Consider the following 18,172-nt stretch of genomic DNA (forward strand, 5'->3'; position numbering starts at 1 on the left):
CGCGCGCCCCTAGAGACCCAGTCTCTCGAGGATGAGGTCGGCGATGTCGACCGGGGAGCCGTCGGAGGGACGGATCACCAGTTCCGGCGTCACGGGACGTTCGTACGGCGAGTCGATGCCGGTGAACTGCGTGATCTCGCCGGCCCGCGCCCGCGCGTAGAGCCCCTTGGGATCGCGGGCTTCACAGTCGTCGAGCGGAGTGTCCACGAAGACTTCGTAGAACGGGATGTCCCGCGCGGCGTGGATCTCGCGGGCGCGTTGCCGTTCGGCGGCGAACGGGCTGATCAGTGACACAAGTGCAACTGCGCCCGAGTCCGCGAAGAGTGATGCGACCTCCGCTGTTCGGCGGATGTTCTCGCGCCGGTCGTCGTCGCCGAATCCGAGATCCGCGTTGAGGCCGTGCCGGAGATTGTCACCGTCCAGCAGATACGCCGGACGGCCTTCGGCGACGAACCGTCGTTCCAGTTCTGTCGCCAGCGTCGACTTGCCCGAGCCCGACAGCCCGGTGAGCCAGATCGTCGCGCCGCGGTACGACCGATGCTCGCGGGACACCTTCGTCGCCTGCCACACCACGTTGGTGTCGTGGCTGACGGGCGCCCCGATCATGCCGGCCGCGACCGTGGCGTTGGTCGACTCGTCGATCAGAATGAAACTGCCCGTCTGGCGGTTGCGTCGGTACTCGTCGAACATCATCGGATGTTGACAGTGGAGCGCCACCCGAGCGATCTCGTTGAGCTCGATCAGGTCGGCGTCGGCGTCCCGGTGCAGGGTGTTGACGTCGAGTCGGTAGGTCAGCGAGGTGACGGACACCCGCGTCTGCCGGGTGCCGCACAGCATCAGGTAGGTGTCGCCCTCCGCCAGCGCCGCCGACTCGGAGAACCAGCACACCATCGCGTCCATGTCCCGGCCGACGTGCGGCCGGTTGCCCGGTCGGACCAGCATGTCTCCTCGGACGATGTCGATCTCGTCGGCCAGTTCGATCGACACGGCCGCCCCCGCGACCGCCTCCGCCATCTCGCGGCCTCCCGGCCCCCAGATCTTCGACACCTCGGTGCCGAAGCCGCCGGGCAGCGCGACGACTTTGTCGCCGACGGCGAGCGCTCCGCCCGCAACGGTTCCGGCGAACGCGCGGTGGTCGAAGCCGTCGCCGCGCTGTGGGCGGATCACGTACTGAACGGGGAAACGCGCGTCGATGAGATTGCGGTCGGACGCGATGTGCACCGTCTCGAGGTGTCCGAGGAGCGGTCGGCCCGTGTACCAGTCCATCACCTCGGACTTGTCGACGACGTTGTCGCCGCGGAGCGCGGAGATCGGGATGAACATGACGTCGGTGACGTTGAGCTTGGCCGCGAAAGCGGTGAACTCGTCGACGATCTCCTCGTACCTGTCCTGTGAGTAGTCGACAAGATCCATCTTGTTGACGCACACCGTCAAGTGCGGGATCCCGAGCAAGGACGACAGGAACGCATGGCGGCGTGTCTGTTCGAGCACGCCCTTGCGTGCGTCGACGAGAATGATCGCGAGGTCCGCAGTCGAGGCCCCGGTGACCATGTTGCGGGTGTACTGCACGTGCCCCGGCGAATCGGCGATGATGAACTTCCGCGCAGGCGTCGAGAAGTAGCGGTAGGCGACGTCGATCGTGATGCCCTGCTCACGTTCGGCGCGAAGACCGTCGGTGAGCAAGGAGAGGTCGGCGGTCTCGTCGCCTCGCTGCGCACTGGTCCGCTCGACCGCTTCGAGTTGGTCGGTGAAGATCGACTTCGAGTCGTAGAGAAGACGTCCGATGAGCGTCGACTTGCCGTCGTCGACGCTGCCTGCGGTGGCGATGCGCAGCAGATCGTTGCGGCCTCGCTCGGCGTTGTGGGCGGTGCTCATCAGAAGTACCCCTCCTTCTTGCGGTCTTCCATGCCTGCTTCGGAGATGCGGTCGTCGGCGCGGGTCGCGCCGCGTTCGGTCACGCGGGTGGCGGCGACCTCTTCGATCACCTTCTCCGGGGTGTCGGCGTCGCTCTCGACGCAGCCTGTGCACGTCGCGTCGCCGACTGTTCGGAAACGCACCCGCTCCACATGCGCCGTCTCACCGGGATACTTCTCGAGAAACCTCGTGTCGGCGAGCAGCATGCCGTCGCGCGGAACCACCGGCCGTTCGTGTGCGTAGTAGATCGACGGAAGCTCGATCTGCTCGGCGGCGATGTACTCCCAGATGTCGTGCTCGGTCCAGTTGCTCAGCGGGAACACGCGGATGTGCTCACCGCGCGCGTGTCGTCCGTTGTAGAGATTCCACAGTTCAGGTCGCTGGTTCCGCGGGTCCCACGCGCCGAACGAGTCACGGAAGCTGAACACCCGTTCCTTCGCGCGCGCCTTCTCCTCGTCTCTCCGGGCGCCGCCGAACACCGCGTCGTACTTTCCCTCGCGGATGCCGCGCAGCAGCGCCGCGGTCTGCAGCCGGTTGCGCGAGGTGCCGGGGCCGGTCTGCTCGACGACACGACCGGCGTCGATGTCGTCCTGCACGCTGCTGACGACGAGCCGCGCTCCGGTCTGCTCGACGAGGCGGTCGCGGAATTCGATGACCTCGTCGAAGTTGTGACCGGTGTCGATGTGCATGAGGGGGAACGGCACGGGCGCCGGCCAGAAGGCCTTGCGTGCGAGGTGGAACATGACGACGGAGTCTTTGCCGCCGGAGAACAGCATCACCGGGTGCTCGAACTGCGCCGCGACCTCGCGGAAGATGTGGACCGATTCGGCTTCGAGTTCGGCGATCACTGCGAGAAGCCTCCTTGACGTGTCGAATATTCGACACCTAGTGTTGCAAATGTGTCACCGACGGTAAGCGAAAGTGGAAGTGCGCGTCAACCTTCCCCACCGACCAGGCGGGTGACCGTTGTGCTCGACTACATCGTCGCGCATGCGGGTCGCCCTCCCACTCTGGCCGACATCGTGCGCGACACACACCTGCCGCGCGCAACCGTGCACGCGATCGTCGCTGAACTGGTCGACGCCGGGTGGCTGACACGGCGATCCGACACCGGCGGAGTCGGCCTCGGTGCCGCGTTCCTGCACACCGCCCGCCGCGCCGTCGGCGCCGATCGCCTCGTCGTGGAGGCTCGCCCCGCGATGGAAGGCCTCGTCGCTCAGACCGGTGCGCCCTGCTTCCTCGCCCGCCGCATCGACGACGAGACGATCACCGTCGTCGAGTACTGCTGGCCCCTCGACTCCGCTCGGGGATCAGAAGGAGACGCCGCTCGGGGATCAACGACAGACGTCGAGTGGATGAAGCCGAACCGGCCGATCCGTCTGCGGCCGCCGATCTGCCGCGAGTTCGTGGCGTGGTCGGAACCCGCAGCCCGGGAGGCATGGATCGCCCGCGCCCCCCAAACCGACCGCCCACGCCTGCGTGCGGTGCTCGCCGAGATCCGCCACCGCGGATACTCGATCGAGCGGATCACCGACGGCCATCGGGCCGTCATCGACACACTCGCCGGACTCGACTCGGTGCCGAGCACCCTGCGTGAACGTGTCGGCGGCCTACTCGCCGAACTGTCCGCCATCGACTACGTGGCCGCCGAGTTGACCGACGACGCCGAGGTAGGCGCGGTCACCATCGGCGCCCCGATAGTCGATGACGGTCGAGTGATCGGCGCGATCGTGTCGTGCCCGCACACCACGATGTCTGGCCGCCTACTGCGCGAATGGGGAGCGCAGACCGTCGCGGCGGCCGCGTCCGTCGGCGTATAAGAGAAAACATGCCGCACAAACTCACCAACACCGCCGACCTGACCCTCGAACCCGTTGATGCGAACACCGTTGCATGGAAGCTCGACGAGGCGCCCCGCGGCCTCGATTCGAATTTGATCCGGCTTCCCGCCCACGGCGAGATCGGCGGGCACGTCGGCGGCGAGGTGGACGTGATCGTGCACGTCGTCGCCGGATCGGGTCGCATCGGTTCGGGTGACCGCGAACTCGACGTCGTCGCGGGTGATCTCCTGTGGCTCCCACGTCGATCACACCGATCGATCACCGCGGGCGACGACGGCCTCAGCTACCTGACGATCCACACCCACCGCGAACCGACCCTGACGATCGAGTCACCGCCGAGCCCCTGAGCTCCAGGCCCTACACACTGTGCCGCCCCGCAGAGCTCTCCCGAACGGGCATCACACCAGATGGACCGCCGCGCAGTCGGTCTATTTGATCTAGAGCGCTCCTCAGATCAAATAGCCCTCCGCGCCGTCGGCCCCATTTGATCCCGGCCACCGACACGAAGCCATCACTCATCGCTCACCCGGACTACCAACCAAGCACTTGCTAGGTTAGAGTCGCAGGTATGACCAACGTCGTGATTCCTCCCGCCCTCGGGCCCGACGACCTCGGCCCCGACACGTCGCCTGTCGCATACGAGACCGACGGGGCCGTCGCCTACGTGACGCTGAATCGTCCCGACTACCGCAACGCGCAGAACTCGGTGATGACGTATTCGCTCGACGCCGCCTTCGGGAAGGCCGTCGACGACGCGTCCGTCAAGGTGATCGTGCTCCGCGCCAACGGGAAGCACTTCTCCGCGGGCCACGACATCGGCACGCCGGAACGCGACTTCAACACCTTCTACCCGAACACTGCGACGCTGCACTGGGATCACACCCGGCAGGACGGCGCCGCGCTCGACAGCAACCAGCGACTCGCTCGCGAGATCGAGGTCTACATGGGCATGTGCCGCCGCTGGCGGGACATCCCCAAGCCGGTCATCGCCCAGGTGCACGGTGCGTGCATCGCGGGCGGCCTGATGCTGGCGTGGGCCGCCGACTTCATCGTCGCGTCCGACGACGCGTTCTTCTCCGATCCCGTCGCCCGCATGGGCATCCCGGGTGTCGAGTACTTCGCGCACGCCTACGTCCTCGGCGCCCGCCGCGCCAAGGAGATCCTCTTCACCGGCCAGCGGTTCACCGCGGCGCAGGCGCTCGACTGGGGCATGGTCAACCACGTCGTCCCGCGCGACGAACTGCAGGCAAAGGTCGACGAGGTCTGCGCACAGATGACCGAGATGCCGATGCAGGGACTGTTCCTGTCCAAGAAGGCCGTGAACATCTGCGAAGACCAGATGGGCATGCGCAACGCGATGGACTCCGTATTCGGCTGGCATCACTTCGCTCACGCCGCAAACGACGCCGACTCCGGCGACTCGCTCGGCGGCATGGATGCGAAGTCCATGAAGGCCAGCGCCGAGAAGAAGGGCTGATCGTCATGGATCTGCTGTTCGACGACGCCGCGCAGGCGTTCCGCACCGAAGTCCGGACGTGGCTCGACGCCAACGTTCCGACTGAGCCGCTCCCCTCGATGGACACCGCGGAAGGTTTCGAGGCCCACCGCGCGTGGGAGCAGAAGATGGCCGACGCCAAACTGTCGGTGGTCTCCTGGCCGGAGGAGTTCGGCGGCCGGGACGTCCCTCTGCTGCACTGGCTGATCTTCGAAGAGGAGTACTACCGTTCGGGCGCTCCCGGACGCGTGAGCCAGAACGGCATCTTCCTGCTGGCGCCGACGCTGTTCGAGCACGCGAGCCCCGAGCAGCTCGCCCGGATCATGCCGCGCATGGCCAGGTCGGAAGACATCTGGGGTCAGGCGTGGAGCGAGCCCGAAGCGGGCAGCGACCTCGCGTCGTTGCGGTCGACTGCCACCCGCACCGAAGGCGGCTGGCTGCTCAACGGCCAGAAGACCTGGAGCTCGCGGTCGAGCTTCGCCGACTGGGGCTTCGGCCTGTTCCGTTCGGACAAGGACGCCCAGCGCCACAAGGGCATCACGTACTTCATGTTCGACCTGCGCGCGCCGGGCGTCACCGTCCGGCCGATCGCACAGCTCGACGGCGAGGCGGGCTTCGCCGAACTGTTCCTCGAGAACGTGTTCGTCCCCGACGACCCGTCCAACCCCGGCGAGTCCGGGGTGATCGGCGATGTGAACAACGGCTGGAAGGTGGCGATGAGCACCGCCGCCAACGAGCGCGGCCTCTCGCTGCGCTCCCCCGGCCGCTTCCTCGCCGCCACCGACCGCCTCGTCGCGCTGTGGAGTAGCCGGCGCGACGAGGTCCCCACGTCCGACGAAGCTGTCGCGGATGCGTGGATCGGGGCTCGGGCCTATGAGCTCTCCACCTACCAGACGGTGAGCCGACTGGCCGCGGGCGGACAACTCGGCCTCGAATCGTCCATCAACAAGGTGTTCTGGTCGCAGTGGGACATCGCCGCCCACGAGACCGCGCTCGATCTGCTCGGCGCCGACGCCGAACTCGCCGGATCGTGGTCGGACGGATACCTCTTCTCGCTGTCGGGCCCGATCTACGCCGGCACCAACGAGATTCAACGCAATGTGATCGCCGAGCGACTCCTCGGCCTGCCCCGCGGAGATCGATAGTCATGGACTTCCTGCTCAACGACATCCACACCGATCTCGCCCAGACGGTCGACGACATCCTCGAACGCGCGGGCGGCATCGCCGTCGCACGCGCGTGGGCCGACAACGGCGACACCGCACCGGCGCTCGCCGTCTACCGCCACCTCGCCGACGCCGGCATCACCGGCCTGATCGTCCCCGACGAACTCGGCGGCAGCGGCGCCGGAGCCACCGAGATGGTGGTCGCCCTCGAACGCGTCGGACGCGCTGCACTGCCGGGCCCGGTCAGCGAGACCTTCGCCGTCGTGCCCTCGGTGCTCGGCAACTCACCGCAATTGGACGCACTGCTGTCCGGAACGCCCGCGACGTGCGCCCTCGCACCGGTCGCACCGCGCGCCACGAACCCCGACATCGCGACGCCGTACGTGCTGGCCGACGGCGCGGTGTTCACTGCGTCGCACGGTGAGCTCCTCGAGTCGGTGGACCCGACCCGACGCGTGGCCGAACTGACCGCGGGCGACCGCATCGGCGACGCCGACACCACAGCGGCCGCCGACCTCGGCGCGCTCGCCACCGCCGCACAGTTCCTCGGGCTCGGTTCGGCCATGCTCGACATGGCCGCCGACTACGCGAAATCGCGCAAGCAGTTCGGGCGCGAGATCGGTTCGTTCCAGGCTGTGAAGCACCATCTCGCCGACGTGGCGATCGCCATCGAGATGGCCCGCCCACTCGTCCACGGCGCCGCAGTCGGCCTCGACGGCCAGGCGCCCGAGGGCACCGACGTCGCGCGCGACATCGCGGCGGCGAAGGTCGCAGCGGGCGAAGCCGCCTACCTGGCCTCGCGCCGCGGGCTTCAGGTGCTCGGCGCGATCGGGTACACCGCCGAGCACGATCTCTCGCTCTATCTGACGAAGACCCGTGCGCTGTTGTCCGCCTGGGGCACCCCCTCGTACCACCGCGCACGGATTCTGGAGACGTTGTGACATCCCCGATCAGCGCGGAAGACCGCGCGGCACTGGCCGACTCGATCCGTGACGTGCTGCGGAAGCGTTCCGACTCCGAGGCCGTCCGTCGGGCCATGCAGGCCGACGGTCGCATCGACCGCGATCTGTGGGGAACGCTGTGCGCCGAGATCGGCGTCGCAGCCCTCGCTGTTCCCGAAGAATACGACGGTGCGGGCGCGTCGTGGGCCGAGGCCGCCCTGGCCGTGGAGGAACTCGGCGCCACGCTCTCGCCGGTGCCGGTGTTCTCCTCCGGCGTCCTCGCCGCGGGCGCCATTCTGGCGTCCGGCGACGCTGAGGCCGCAGCTCGCCTGCTGCCGGGTCTCGCTTCCGGTGAGACGATCGGGGCTCTCTGCTGGGCGTCGCACGCCGGATGGGCTGTGCCCGGAGTGACCGCCGAAGCCGGACTTCTGTCCGGCACCGCCGAATACGTTCTCGACGGTGAGACAGCCGACACGTTCATCGTGCTCGCAGGCCGGGACGGCGCGCTGTCGTCGCACCTGACACTCCATGAGGTCGACTCATCCGCGCCGGGTGTCACTGTCACGCCGCTGCCACTGCTCGACCCGACTCGCGCGATCGCCCGCGTGTCGTTCGACGAGACGCCGTCGACTGCGATCACCGCGCCCGGCGACATCGCCGAGCGCATCCGGACGCTCGCCTGGGCGCTGCTGTCGGCGGAACAGGTCGGCGGCGCTGCACGCGCTCTCGCCCTGACAGCCGAGTACACCTCGGCCCGCAAACAGTTCGGGCGCACCCTCGCCTCGTTCCAGGCGTTGAAGCATCGGATGGCCGACATGTATGTCGGTGTCGAAGCGATGCGGTCGATCTCGGCCGCGGCGATCGACGCCGTCGTCGCAGGCCGCGCGGACGCGGCCGAACTCGCTGCCACCGCTCACGTCTACTGCTCTGAGCAGTACATGAGCATCACCGGCGAAGCCGTCCAACTGCACGGCGGCATCGGCATCACCTGGGAGCACGACATCGGGCTCTTCTTCAAACGAGCACAGGCCGACGCTCAGCTCTTCGGCCAACCGCAGGCCGCGTTGCAGCTCGTCACGCTATGACGCCGCCTTCGGTCACGAACCGAAGATGCCACCCAGCGAACCCCACGGCGACGAGTTCACATCGCTGCCCGTCCGTTGGACGGAACCTGGAGTCTTGACGACCACCAGATCGGCTTCAGCGCCGTCCTGCATCACGTCGCACAGCGCGATGACCGCAAAGGTCGAACCACTGGGCGCGACGGTCATCGTCGACTCTCCCGATCCGCCTGCGGGCATCGTGACGAGTTCTCCGGCCAACGCGTGATGGTTCGTCACGACGTCGAGGCCTGCCTGCACGAGGGCCCCTCCCGACGAATCCTGACTTCGCTGTTTCGTCTGCCCGTCCGCGACCTTGTCCGCGGCGCCCTTCAATGGGGAGTACTCCGCCTCGTCGTAGATCCGAATCGAACAGCGGATCTGGCTGCCTCGATTGCTCATGACCTTCGCCGTGACCTTCCCGTCGACGGCGGTCGCCGATAGTCCGACGTGGCCGCCCACCGCCTTCCATGCACTCGCCTCGCCTGCGACCCCGGCCACCAGCAGGCCTCCCGTCGCCGCGACTGCCAGGGCATTCCTCGTGATGCTCCGCATGATGACGTCCTCCGATTCCGGCCGGCCCGACGCCCGGCCTGAATCCATGCTGTACCGACTTCAGTGACACAGCCGCGTAGTCGACTACTCGATTTCGCACGTCGACTGCGCGGCTGGTCACCCTGCGGCCGTCGCGAAAGCACCGCGCCCCACCCGACCGAGTCCGAGTCGTTCGAACTCTCGGTTCAGATCCAGGCCGATCCGCCGTCGACCGTCATATTGAGACCGGTGACGAAGCGTGCCTCGTCAGACGCCAGGAAGACGATGGCGTTCGACACGTCGACAGGCTCCACCCACGGACCGGGCAGTGCCAGCAAGGTGCCCGACGATTCGGCGAACTCCTCTGGGGTCGGCGATTCCAGGTCGGGCCGGAACAGCTTGTACACGGCTTCGTTCTGAATCATCGTCGTGTTGCAGTTGGTCGGCGATACACAGTTCACGCGGATCGAGTATTCGGACACCTCCATGAGAAGCGTCTTCATAAGGCCGAGCAACGCATGCTTCGAGGCCACGTAGTGCCCGAAGCGGTCGAAGCCCTTCGTAGATGCGTCGGAGGCGGTCATGACGACGGTACCTCCACGGCCGCCCGCGATGACATGCGGAATCGCCGCCTTGCAGGTGTGGAACACACCGGTGACGTTCACTGCCATGACGTCACTCCAGTCTTGGGGCGACGTGTCGACGACTCGATCACCGAACTGGAAGACACCCGCATTGGCCAACACGATGTCGAGCCGGCCGAGTTCTGCGACGGCCGCGGCGAGCCCCTTCTCCATCGCGTCGTAGTCGCGGACGTCGGCGACGATCGTCACCACCCGACGGCCGGCCGCGCGAACGAGTTCCGCGGTGTGCTCCAGATCGGCGAGCGTGGCAGGCGGATAGAACCTCGCAGTGCCGCCGACTTCTCCGCAGATGTCCAACGCGATGATGTCGGCGCCTTCTTCCGCGAGCCGAACCGCGTGGCTGCGGCCCTGCCCACGCGCAGCACCGGTGATGAATGCGACTTTTCCTTCTACGCGACCGGTCATTGTCGGTCCTCCGTTCAGAATGGGATTGCCGGAACGTGGATATGTTCTGGCGCAGCCGTGTCCCGTGTTCGGGACGCGCCTGTGAATGGGTGAATGAAGTAGAGCTGAGTCAGTCTTCGTTGTAGGTGTACGACACCTTGTGCATCTTCAGCTCGACAAACGTCTCGACACTCTCGACGCCATCGATGGCGGGAAGTCGCGAATGCAGCAGGGTCCCGAGGTGCGCGTTGTCGCGGCAGACGATCTGCATGTAGATGTCGGCGCTGCCGACGCACGACGACACGTAGGTCGTCTCGGTCCACGATGTCAGCTCGTCGATGATGCGGCCGTGGTCGGCCGATCGGGACCGCAGAAGGACGAATGCGAGAACGTTGTAGCCGAGCCGAAACGGGTCGGCGATCGCGACGATGTTGAGAACACCGGAACTCTGCATACGACCGACCCGGGCCCGGACGGTGCCCTCCGACGTCCCGACCTCACGGGCGATCTGTCGGTAGGGCATCCGACCGTCGGCCTGCAGCATCGACAGGATGCTGTGGTCGAGCGCGTCGAGTTCGACGACGGCAGGATCGGTCGACTCGGGAACGCGGTCCGGGTCGTCACTCGTGTTCATCCTGCGCACCCCGTCAGACTACCGTCGCCCCCGATCGGCACGAACCGGATCTCAGACAGCCAGCGCGGCGTCGGGCACCAGGACTGCTCGCCCCCGCACACGGCCATGGTGCAGGTCGTCGAGCGCCCGCTGGAAGTCCGAGAAGGCGTACTTGACCGTGTGCAGGCGAACCTTGCTCTCGGCGGCCAACGCCATCAACTCCACGAGGTCGTTGTAGGTGCCGACGAGGTTGCCGACGAAGTTGATCTCCGAGCTGATCACGTCGATCGTCGGCACGACGAGTTCGCCGCCGTAGCCGATCACGAAGTAGCTGCCGGCCCGCCGCAGCATGCCGATACCGGCCGCGATCGCGGTGCCCTCCCCGACGAAATCGAGGACCACCTCGGCCCCTGCCCCGCCGGTCAGTTCCGCGACAGCCTCCACCTCGCTGCCGTCGGCGAGCACGGTGACGTCGGCGCCGATGCTCTTCGCGAGTTCGAGCGCCGCCTCCGACTGGTCGACGACGACGATGCGAGCCGCCGTCAGCGACTTGACCACCTGGATCCCGATGTGACCGAGCCCGCCCGCGCCGATGATCACGACTGTCGTCCCCGGGCTGAGCAGCACCGCGGCCTTCCGTGCCGCGTGGTAGGCGGTCAGGCCCGCGTCGGCGAGCGCGGCGACGTCGGACGGTTCCAGTGACGGATCGAGCTTGACGACGCTGCGCGCCGACGTCCGGAGCTTCTCCGCCATCCCGCCGTCGGCGTCCACTCCCGGGAAATCGGAGGTGTCACAGTGCACGTCGTCGCCACTGCGGCATGCGGCACACAGACCGCAGGTGGCGAGCGGATGCAGGATCACCTTGTCGCCGACTGCGACATTGGTGACCGCGGAACCGATCTCGACGACGGTGCCGGCGTTCTCGTGGCCGATCGTGTACGGCAACGCCACATTGCTCTTCTGCTCCCACTGGCCTTCGATGATGTGCAGATCTGTACGGCAGACACCGGCGCCTTCGACACGGACGATCACGTCGTGGGGCGACTCGATGACGGGGTCTGCGACCTCGTCGAGCGTCGGCTGACCACCGTACTGATGGACGCGGATTGCTTTCATGACTGTGCTCCTAACTGAGGGTTTTCTCGGGAATGGATCGGGCGTCAGTCGCGGACGCGCCAGGCGATCGTGGACCTGTCTTGGAAACGCTGGCGGAAGTACCAGAGGACGCAAGCGATCATGAGGATGCCGATGCCGGTGATCGTCTCCTGGACGCCGCCGTACCCGGTGAGGCCTGGATTGAGGATTCCGACGGTGATGATGAAGCAGTTGACGAGAAACAGCGCCGCCGCGATGTAGACCCAGTGCGAAGGCAGTCGGACCGGTCGCGGCGCATCCGGGAGATCGCGCCGCAGCAGGACGAACGCGCCTACTGCCAGGGTCACTGCGCTCAGATAGCCGAGGTTGCTCGCGAGCAGGATCGCGATCGGCTCGCCGAGCAGGATCAGCACTGCGATATTGATGATCATGTCGGTGGTCAGTGCTCGACCGGGGACACCGTAGCGGTTGAGCACGCCCAACTGTTTGATCGTGCCGCCGGATCGGGCGATTCCGCAGAGTGATCGGCCACCGTCTGCGGTCGCCGTCATCATGGCGATGATGAACGCCGCCATGATCGGGATCTCGCCCATCCAGGCGTAGCCGCCCAGGATCCTCTCGAAGGCGATGCCGATGTAGTTCACCGGGTTGTCGCCGATGACCTGTTCACCGAGCGCACCGCACACCACGTACGGGACCAGCAGGTAGATGCCGAGGATCATCACCGCCGATCGGCGCAGCGCCTTGGTGGCATCGGACACCGGATCCTTGTACTCGGCGGTGAAACTGGCACAGACCTCGGTGCCGTAGGTGGTCCATGCCGTGATGTAGAACCACACCACGATGACCTTCCAGTCCATCACTTCCGTGGTTCCCTGCCACGTGATTCGGCTCATCTGGAAGTCGGCGTTCGGTGACACGAACGGACCGACGACCAGCACGAGCAGGCCGATCACGAGGAGAGCACCGGTGATGCGAGCGACGCCGGCGGCGATCTTCACGCCGAAGTAGTTCAACGCCCAGGCGGCCACGATCGCGGCGATCGCGATCAGGTAGGGCAGGCCGAGATCGTGACCGATCGGCAGGTGGATCGAGATGTTGTTGTCCGGGAAGAACGCTCGCTCGACCAGCGTCCCCAGAACGACGCCTTCCACGGACAGGGACAACGACCACCCCATCCAGTAACCGAACGCCGCGATCGCGCCGAGCGGCGCGAAATGCCGCTTCCAGCCTTCGTATGCGTAGACGGAGATGCCGCCGGAGCGGTCGGGGAACATCGACGCCATTTCGGCGAACAGATTGTTCTGAAGCAGCGCGAACAAGCACGCGACACCCCAGATGGTGATGGCCGTCCAGCCGCCGATGGCGCCCACCGTGTAGCCGAGCGTCAGGAACAGGCCGATCGGCATGTTCAGCGCGAAGACGATTCCATCGCGCCAACTGAGCGTGCGGACCATTCCCGAGGGGTGATCGAGGTCGGCGTCATCATTCGGATGGTGATCGGAGGTAGTGGCTGGTGTGACGACGGTGTCGGACCGTCGATCGGATGTCGAACCCATGTCAGGGCCTCCAGTTATCGGAGTGTGGCCGCCCGCGCTGAAGAACGGGCCGGCACTGTGGGGCGAATGGCTGAATTCCAGGTGTGAAGATGTGCTGAGCAGTGCTCGTTCAAGCTGCGTGCGACCACGCGGGGATCTGTGAGACGGGAGTGGCAGCGGCGATCCAGCGGCGGCACTCGACCATGCGTCGCGGGTTGTCGACGACGCAGGCGCCGACGAGGTGACCGCCGCGCGCGTACAACACGAACAGATCGGACGAACCGTGCGAGACGATCCGAACGTCTGCGTCGGCTCCGGTGTCGCCGATGATGTTGATACGCCGCCCGAACTGGTCCGACCAGACGTACGACGTCGACGTCGACGAGAACGCCGTGTCGGCCGTCATGTGGTGAGCGAGTGCGCGCGCCTGCTCGGTGGCCGATGTCCAGTGCTCATGACGTCGTCGGATGCCGTCGGCATCCGACCACGCCGCGACGTCGCCGACTCCCCACACGCCGTGGGCCGCAGCACCTCGGTGATCGCACAGGAGACCGAGCGGCCCCACATCGAGCCCAGAGTCGGCGAGCCACTCGATGTTGGGCAGCGAACCGACGCCGACCACAACGACGTCACACTCGAGTCGCTCGCCATCTGCCAGTTCGACGGCGCTGATGACGTCATCCCCGATGAGCGCTGAAATAGTTGCACCGCAACGGATCTCAACTCCAGCACTGCGGGCTGACGCGACCACGAGTTCGGCGACCTCGGTGCCGAGGCTCCTGGAAAGTGGTGCAGCGGACGCTTCCGCGACGACGACGTCGACGCCGAGCTCGCGAGCGGAGGACGCCACTTCGAGGCCGATGAATCCAGCGCCGACGATCACCAGCCGTCGCGCCGAGCGCAGCGATTCGCGCAGTCGGCGCGCATCGTCGATGGTCCGCAACGTGATCACGCCGGAGGGCGCGTCGGTGAACACGTCGCGGGCACGGGCGCCTGTCGCGATGACCACGTCGTCGTACGGCAGCGAGCCCGCACTCGTGTGAACGACGCGCGCCGCCGGATCCAGAGACTCGGCACTCTCGTTCAATCGCAGATCGATCCGGTTGTCCTCGTACCAGTCCTCCGAGTGGTACGCGACATCGTCGATGTCGAGCGGTTGCGTCAAGACCGACTTCGACAGCGGCGGCCGATCATAGGGCAGATGGGATTCGCCGGCGAGCAGGGTTATCGGACCGGCGAAATCCGCCGACCTCAATGCCTCGGCCGTGCGGACTCCCGCGAGACCGCCTCCGACGATGACCACCCCGCTCACGGCGTGGAACCGATGCTGAGAGCTGCTGCGGGGCACGACGCCACCGCCTGCTCGATGAGAGCGCGGTCGGCCGGCAGGATCTCGTCGAAGAGCACGACCACTTTGCCATTGTCGCCGATGTCGAACGCGTCAGGCGCCGTGACCACGCAGTTCGCATAACCCTGACACTTGCCGAGGTCGACCTGTACGGAAGCCATCGTCAGCTCCTCACGCGTACAGAGCGTCGGCGACGCCCCGCATGAACGTCTGGAGCGGGCTCTCGCTGTCGAGCATCAGGCGAGCACTCGGGACGCGACCGGAGTTGTAGCCGATCTGCTGGACGTCCGTGGCACGCTTGTCCTCGATGAGAGTGCGGTCCCACATGTCCAGCCATTCCTTGACCACGACGGGGTCGGCGCCGGGCCGGGCGTACATGTCGACGAACGCCCAGCACTTCTCCGGGCCGACGGGCTGCACCGAACCAACGAACCCGACGTAGTCGTCGAGCGCGAAGAACGACGACGGGAAGGTGAACGCGAAGCGGAAGCCCTGCAATCCCGTCGGATCCACAGACGACGGCAGCCACTCGATGGGCGCCTTGTGCCAGATCGTGTTGGCGTCCGACTCGACGTGATAGTCGTCCGGAGACGTCTTGTACGTCTTGCCGAAGCTGGTGCTGTGAAGCGTCGGGCAGTGATAGCACTCCACCGCGTTCTCCGCCCACAGCTTCCAGTTGCAGTTCATGTCGTACTCGTAGCGGACTTGGAACTCGTAGCCGCGCAGATCGTCGTTGATTGTCTTGGCGTTGTCCGCGATCCCGGCCACCACCTCGTGCAACGGGGCGGCGTCGACGTCGGGGTTCACGAACACCCACTGATCCCAACGTTCAACGGCCACCGGATCGAGCGAGATCGTGGAGCAGTCGAAGTTCGGTTCACGGTCCGACCGCGGCGCCGTCTTGAGCTTGCCGTCCAGGCCGTACGTCCAGCCGTGGTAGGGACACTGCAGCAGCGGCTTGTTGCCGCTCTCCTCGGCAATCGAGTGAAGGCGATGTTTGCAGACGTTGACGAACGCGCGCAGTTGGCCGTCTCGGCCGTGGACCACCATGATCGGCGTGTCGCCGGCACGGGTCACCGCGTAATCGCCGGGCTTGGCGACAGCGGATTCATGGCAGGCATAGCTCCACGACTTGGCGAAGATCCGTTCCTGCTCGAGCCGGTAGATCTCGGGCGCAGAGTAGAACGCGACGGGGAGTCCTCGTCCGGCATCCAGCAGATCGGCTACGGCGCCCTTGTCGGGCAGGCCGTACCGTTCCGCGATCTGGTCCATCGTGGGGGTCATGTGGGGGCTCCTTCGGTCGAGAGAATCGACCAGTTGCTTTTGGTCGGGGTCACATCGCGATGCCACCATGGTGCAGCTCACATAACGCAAAGTCAAGCAATCGCGGGATTTGACTACGCAATACGCAGCTCTACGAGTTCATTGCTGAGATGCGCGGAGCCTCTGGGCTCATGCGCTGTCGGCACACTCGGACCCGAGGTCAGGTGCGGGAATCGCGGAAGGAGTGGACTTCGCCGCGACGGCGATGACAAACTCATTGCGTGAGAAATCCGTGTCAGAACCCTGCAATGCGCAGAACTGCGCACGAATCGTTCAGCCGATGAAGGCATGGCGGTACCTGGCCGCCGCAATCGTCGCCGAAGTCGTCTCAACACTCACGCTGCGCGCAACGGTCGACAACCTGTGGTTCGCCGGATTCGTCGTGTGCGGATACGCCCTCGCGTACTACCTCGTGGCCCGCGCGCTCCGCGCCGGCATGTCGATCGGCGCGGCCTACGGGATTTGGGGAGCATTCGGAGTCAGCATCGTGGCCGTGCTCGGATCGGTGATCTTCGACGAGCACCTCTCGACTACAGCGCTCGCCGGCATCTGCGTGATCGTCGCGGGTGTCGTCCTCGTGGAGCTCGGGTCGCCGTCGCACTCGACAGCCGACGAAGGAGCGTGACATGACGTGGCTGTGGCTGATTCTCGCCATCGTCGGCGAGGTGACCGGCACCCTGGGACTGCGCGCCAGCGAGGGCCTCACTCGCAAGATCTGGCTACCGCCGATCCTGATCAGTTATGTGTCGGCGTTCTTCTTTCTCGGCATGGCGCTACGCACAGGAGTGCCCATCGGAGTCGCGTACGGGGTCTGGACCGCGCTCGGCATCGTGCTGATCGCGGCGCTCGCCCGCGTCATCTGGAAGGACCCGATCACCATGCGAATGGCAGCCGGAATCACCCTGATCATCGTCGGAGTACTCCTCGTCGAGATGGGTTGACTAGATCTCGACGATCAGCCGGCTGCGAGGAGCACAAGCAGCGCGACGTTGAGCGCCACGATGACGACGACGGATGCGAGCGAGCCCCAGCGAAGCGGTGCGCGGTCGGCGTGCTCGCCCATCAAAGAGGGATCGGATGTGTAGCGGCGCAACGGGATCAACGCGAACGGGATGCCGAAGCTCAGCACCACCTGTGAGATGACGAGGGCCATCGTCGGGTCGACGCCGGCCGCGAGGACGATGATCGCCGGCACCAGTGTGATCGACCGCCGGACGAGCATCGGGATCCGACGCCGGATCAGCCCCGACATGATCGCGCCGCCGGCATAGGCGCCGACCGACGTCGACGCGATGCCCGAGGCCAGGAGGCCGATGGCGAATATCACCGCGACGACCGGGCCGAGCGAGTCGCGCACCGCACTGTGGGCGCCCTCGATGGTGTCGGTGCCGTCGCGACCGGACAGGCTCGTCGCCGCGAGCACGAGCAGCGCGATGTTCACGGTGCCCGCCACCAGCAACGCGACCACGACGTCGATGCGAGTCGCCTTGAGCAGGGACGCGATCCGCCCCTCCCCGATCGACCGGCCGTGTCTGTCCACCACGAGCGACGAGTGCAGGTAGATCGCGTGCGGCATCACCGTCGCGCCCAGCATCGACGCCGCAAGCAGAACGGTCTCGGTCCCCTGAAGACGTGGAACGAGTCCTCCGAGGACGTCACCCGCCGCGGGCGGTTCCACGAGCAGTCCCGCGACGAACCCCACCACGATCACCGCGAGCAAGACGACGATGATCGCCTCGAACCGACGCTGGAACCGGCGATTCGCGGTGGTCAGCAACGCCATCGACACGACGCCGACGATCGCGCCGCCCACCGGCAGCGGCAGTCCGAAGAGCAGGTGCAGGGCGACCGCCCCACCGATCACCTCGGCGATGTCGGTGGCCCCAGCGACGGCCTCGGCCTGCACCCAATACGCGATCCGGGCACGACGACCGAGGCGTCCGCCGATCGTCTCCGGCAGGGTCCGGCCGGTCACCACACCGAGCTTGGCCGACTGGTACTGGATCATCACGGCCATCACGTTCGCGACGACGAGCACCCAGACCAGCAGGTACCCGTACTTGGCACCTGCCGTGATGTTGGCGGCAACGTTCCCGGGGTCGACATAGGCGATCGCCGCGACGAACGCGGGGCCGAGCAGGCCCACTGATCGCATCCGCCCGGCAGTTCGTTGTTTCAACACGAGGTAAGGGTAGATCGAATCAGAATGTTCGGTCAACCGAACTCTAAGTGTGGG

Annotated in this window: 19 protein-coding genes; 8 read left to right on the forward strand and 11 right to left on the reverse strand. The window is 66.3% G+C overall.

Annotated features, from left to right (window positions below; all coding sequences use genetic code 11):
* Positions 1-9 precede the first annotated feature (9 nt).
* Together cysC and cysD are read right to left on the reverse strand one after the other, a co-directional pair.
* Entirely contained in the window at positions 10-1,875 is a 1,866-nt protein-coding gene (gene cysC / locus WFK36_RS18455; RefSeq protein ID WP_336793418.1) for an adenylyl-sulfate kinase, read from the reverse strand.
* Complete coding sequence (gene cysD, locus WFK36_RS18460) at positions 1,875-2,813, reverse strand: sulfate adenylyltransferase subunit CysD (RefSeq protein ID WP_052005373.1); 939 nt, start codon at positions 2,811-2,813, stop codon at positions 1,875-1,877. The genes cysC and cysD overlap by 1 nt, the downstream gene beginning before the upstream one ends.
* A gap of 60 nt (positions 2,814-2,873) precedes the next feature.
* Here cysD and WFK36_RS18465 point away from each other — a divergent pair, with 60 nt between their 5' ends.
* From WFK36_RS18465 to WFK36_RS18490, 6 genes are all read left to right on the forward strand, one after another.
* The gene (locus WFK36_RS18465) at positions 2,874-3,734 is read left to right on the forward strand and encodes an IclR family transcriptional regulator (protein ID WP_336793419.1); all 861 of its coding nucleotides are present in this window, start codon (positions 2,874-2,876) and stop codon (positions 3,732-3,734) included.
* 8 nt (positions 3,735-3,742) lie between these two features.
* On the forward strand, positions 3,743-4,102 hold the full coding sequence (locus tag WFK36_RS18470) for a cupin domain-containing protein (protein ID WP_008378632.1): 360 nt from the start codon (positions 3,743-3,745) through the stop codon (positions 4,100-4,102).
* A 221-nt stretch (positions 4,103-4,323) separates the two neighbouring features.
* Complete coding sequence (locus WFK36_RS18475; protein WP_336793422.1) at positions 4,324-5,232, forward strand: enoyl-CoA hydratase; 909 nt, start codon at positions 4,324-4,326, stop codon at positions 5,230-5,232.
* 5 nt (positions 5,233-5,237) lie between these two features.
* Positions 5,238-6,395 carry an acyl-CoA dehydrogenase family protein gene (locus WFK36_RS18480; protein ID WP_336793424.1) on the forward strand — a complete coding sequence of 386 codons (1,158 nt, stop codon included), beginning with the start codon at positions 5,238-5,240 and terminating at the stop codon, positions 6,393-6,395.
* Positions 6,396-6,397: 2 nt separating this feature from the next.
* A complete protein-coding gene (locus WFK36_RS18485; protein ID WP_336793425.1) occupies positions 6,398-7,357 on the forward strand; it encodes an acyl-CoA dehydrogenase family protein in 960 nt (319 codons plus the stop codon).
* The gene (locus WFK36_RS18490; protein WP_336793426.1) at positions 7,354-8,442 is read left to right on the forward strand and encodes an acyl-CoA dehydrogenase family protein; all 1,089 of its coding nucleotides are present in this window, start codon (positions 7,354-7,356) and stop codon (positions 8,440-8,442) included. Before WFK36_RS18485 ends, WFK36_RS18490 begins: the two co-directional genes overlap by 4 nt.
* A gap of 12 nt (positions 8,443-8,454) precedes the next feature.
* Here the strand turns inward: WFK36_RS18490 and WFK36_RS18495 are convergent, their stop codons facing one another.
* The 8 genes from WFK36_RS18495 to WFK36_RS18530 all read right to left on the reverse strand — a co-directional run bounded on the left by WFK36_RS18495 (position 8,455) and on the right by WFK36_RS18530 (position 15,897).
* Positions 8,455-9,012 carry a hypothetical protein gene (locus WFK36_RS18495; protein ID WP_336793427.1) on the reverse strand — a complete coding sequence of 186 codons (558 nt, stop codon included), beginning with the start codon at positions 9,010-9,012 and terminating at the stop codon, positions 8,455-8,457.
* Positions 9,013-9,197: 185 nt separating this feature from the next.
* Positions 9,198-10,040 (reverse strand): mycofactocin-coupled SDR family oxidoreductase, encoded by an 843-nt coding sequence (locus WFK36_RS18500; RefSeq protein ID WP_336793428.1) that lies wholly within the window; start codon positions 10,038-10,040, stop codon positions 9,198-9,200.
* Between the two features lie 109 nt (positions 10,041-10,149).
* Complete coding sequence (locus tag WFK36_RS18505) at positions 10,150-10,653, reverse strand: Lrp/AsnC family transcriptional regulator (RefSeq protein ID WP_336793500.1); 504 nt, start codon at positions 10,651-10,653, stop codon at positions 10,150-10,152.
* 51 nt (positions 10,654-10,704) lie between these two features.
* Positions 10,705-11,748 (reverse strand): NAD(P)-dependent alcohol dehydrogenase, encoded by a 1,044-nt coding sequence (locus WFK36_RS18510; protein WP_336793430.1) that lies wholly within the window; start codon positions 11,746-11,748, stop codon positions 10,705-10,707.
* A 44-nt stretch (positions 11,749-11,792) separates the two neighbouring features.
* Positions 11,793-13,286, reverse strand: coding sequence for an APC family permease (locus WFK36_RS18515; RefSeq protein WP_336793431.1), 1,494 nt, complete (start codon positions 13,284-13,286; stop codon positions 11,793-11,795).
* A gap of 109 nt (positions 13,287-13,395) precedes the next feature.
* Positions 13,396-14,577, reverse strand: coding sequence for an NAD(P)/FAD-dependent oxidoreductase (locus WFK36_RS18520; protein ID WP_336793432.1), 1,182 nt, complete (start codon positions 14,575-14,577; stop codon positions 13,396-13,398).
* Positions 14,574-14,774 carry a ferredoxin gene (locus WFK36_RS18525; protein WP_336793433.1) on the reverse strand — a complete coding sequence of 67 codons (201 nt, stop codon included), beginning with the start codon at positions 14,772-14,774 and terminating at the stop codon, positions 14,574-14,576. Before WFK36_RS18525 ends, WFK36_RS18520 begins: the two co-directional genes overlap by 4 nt.
* A 10-nt stretch (positions 14,775-14,784) precedes the next feature.
* Positions 14,785-15,897, reverse strand: a complete 1,113-nt coding sequence (locus WFK36_RS18530; protein ID WP_336793434.1) for an aromatic ring-hydroxylating oxygenase subunit alpha — start codon at positions 15,895-15,897, stop codon at positions 14,785-14,787.
* A gap of 319 nt (positions 15,898-16,216) precedes the next feature.
* Between WFK36_RS18530 and WFK36_RS18535 the strand changes: the two genes are divergently transcribed.
* Together WFK36_RS18535 and WFK36_RS18540 are read left to right on the forward strand one after the other, a co-directional pair.
* The gene (locus WFK36_RS18535; protein ID WP_336793435.1) at positions 16,217-16,561 is read left to right on the forward strand and encodes a DMT family transporter; all 345 of its coding nucleotides are present in this window, start codon (positions 16,217-16,219) and stop codon (positions 16,559-16,561) included.
* A 1-nt stretch (position 16,562) separates the two neighbouring features.
* Positions 16,563-16,877 carry a DMT family transporter gene (locus WFK36_RS18540; protein ID WP_336793436.1) on the forward strand — a complete coding sequence of 105 codons (315 nt, stop codon included), beginning with the start codon at positions 16,563-16,565 and terminating at the stop codon, positions 16,875-16,877.
* Positions 16,878-16,891: 14 nt separating this feature from the next.
* Here WFK36_RS18540 and WFK36_RS18545 read toward each other — a convergent pair whose 3' ends face one another.
* Positions 16,892-18,118, reverse strand: coding sequence for an Nramp family divalent metal transporter (locus WFK36_RS18545; protein WP_336793438.1), 1,227 nt, complete (start codon positions 18,116-18,118; stop codon positions 16,892-16,894).
* Positions 18,119-18,172 lie beyond the last annotated feature (54 nt).

The organism is Gordonia malaquae (assembly GCF_037148075.1).
In the GTDB taxonomy this organism is placed as follows: Bacteria; Actinomycetota; Actinomycetes; order Mycobacteriales; family Mycobacteriaceae; genus Gordonia; species Gordonia malaquae.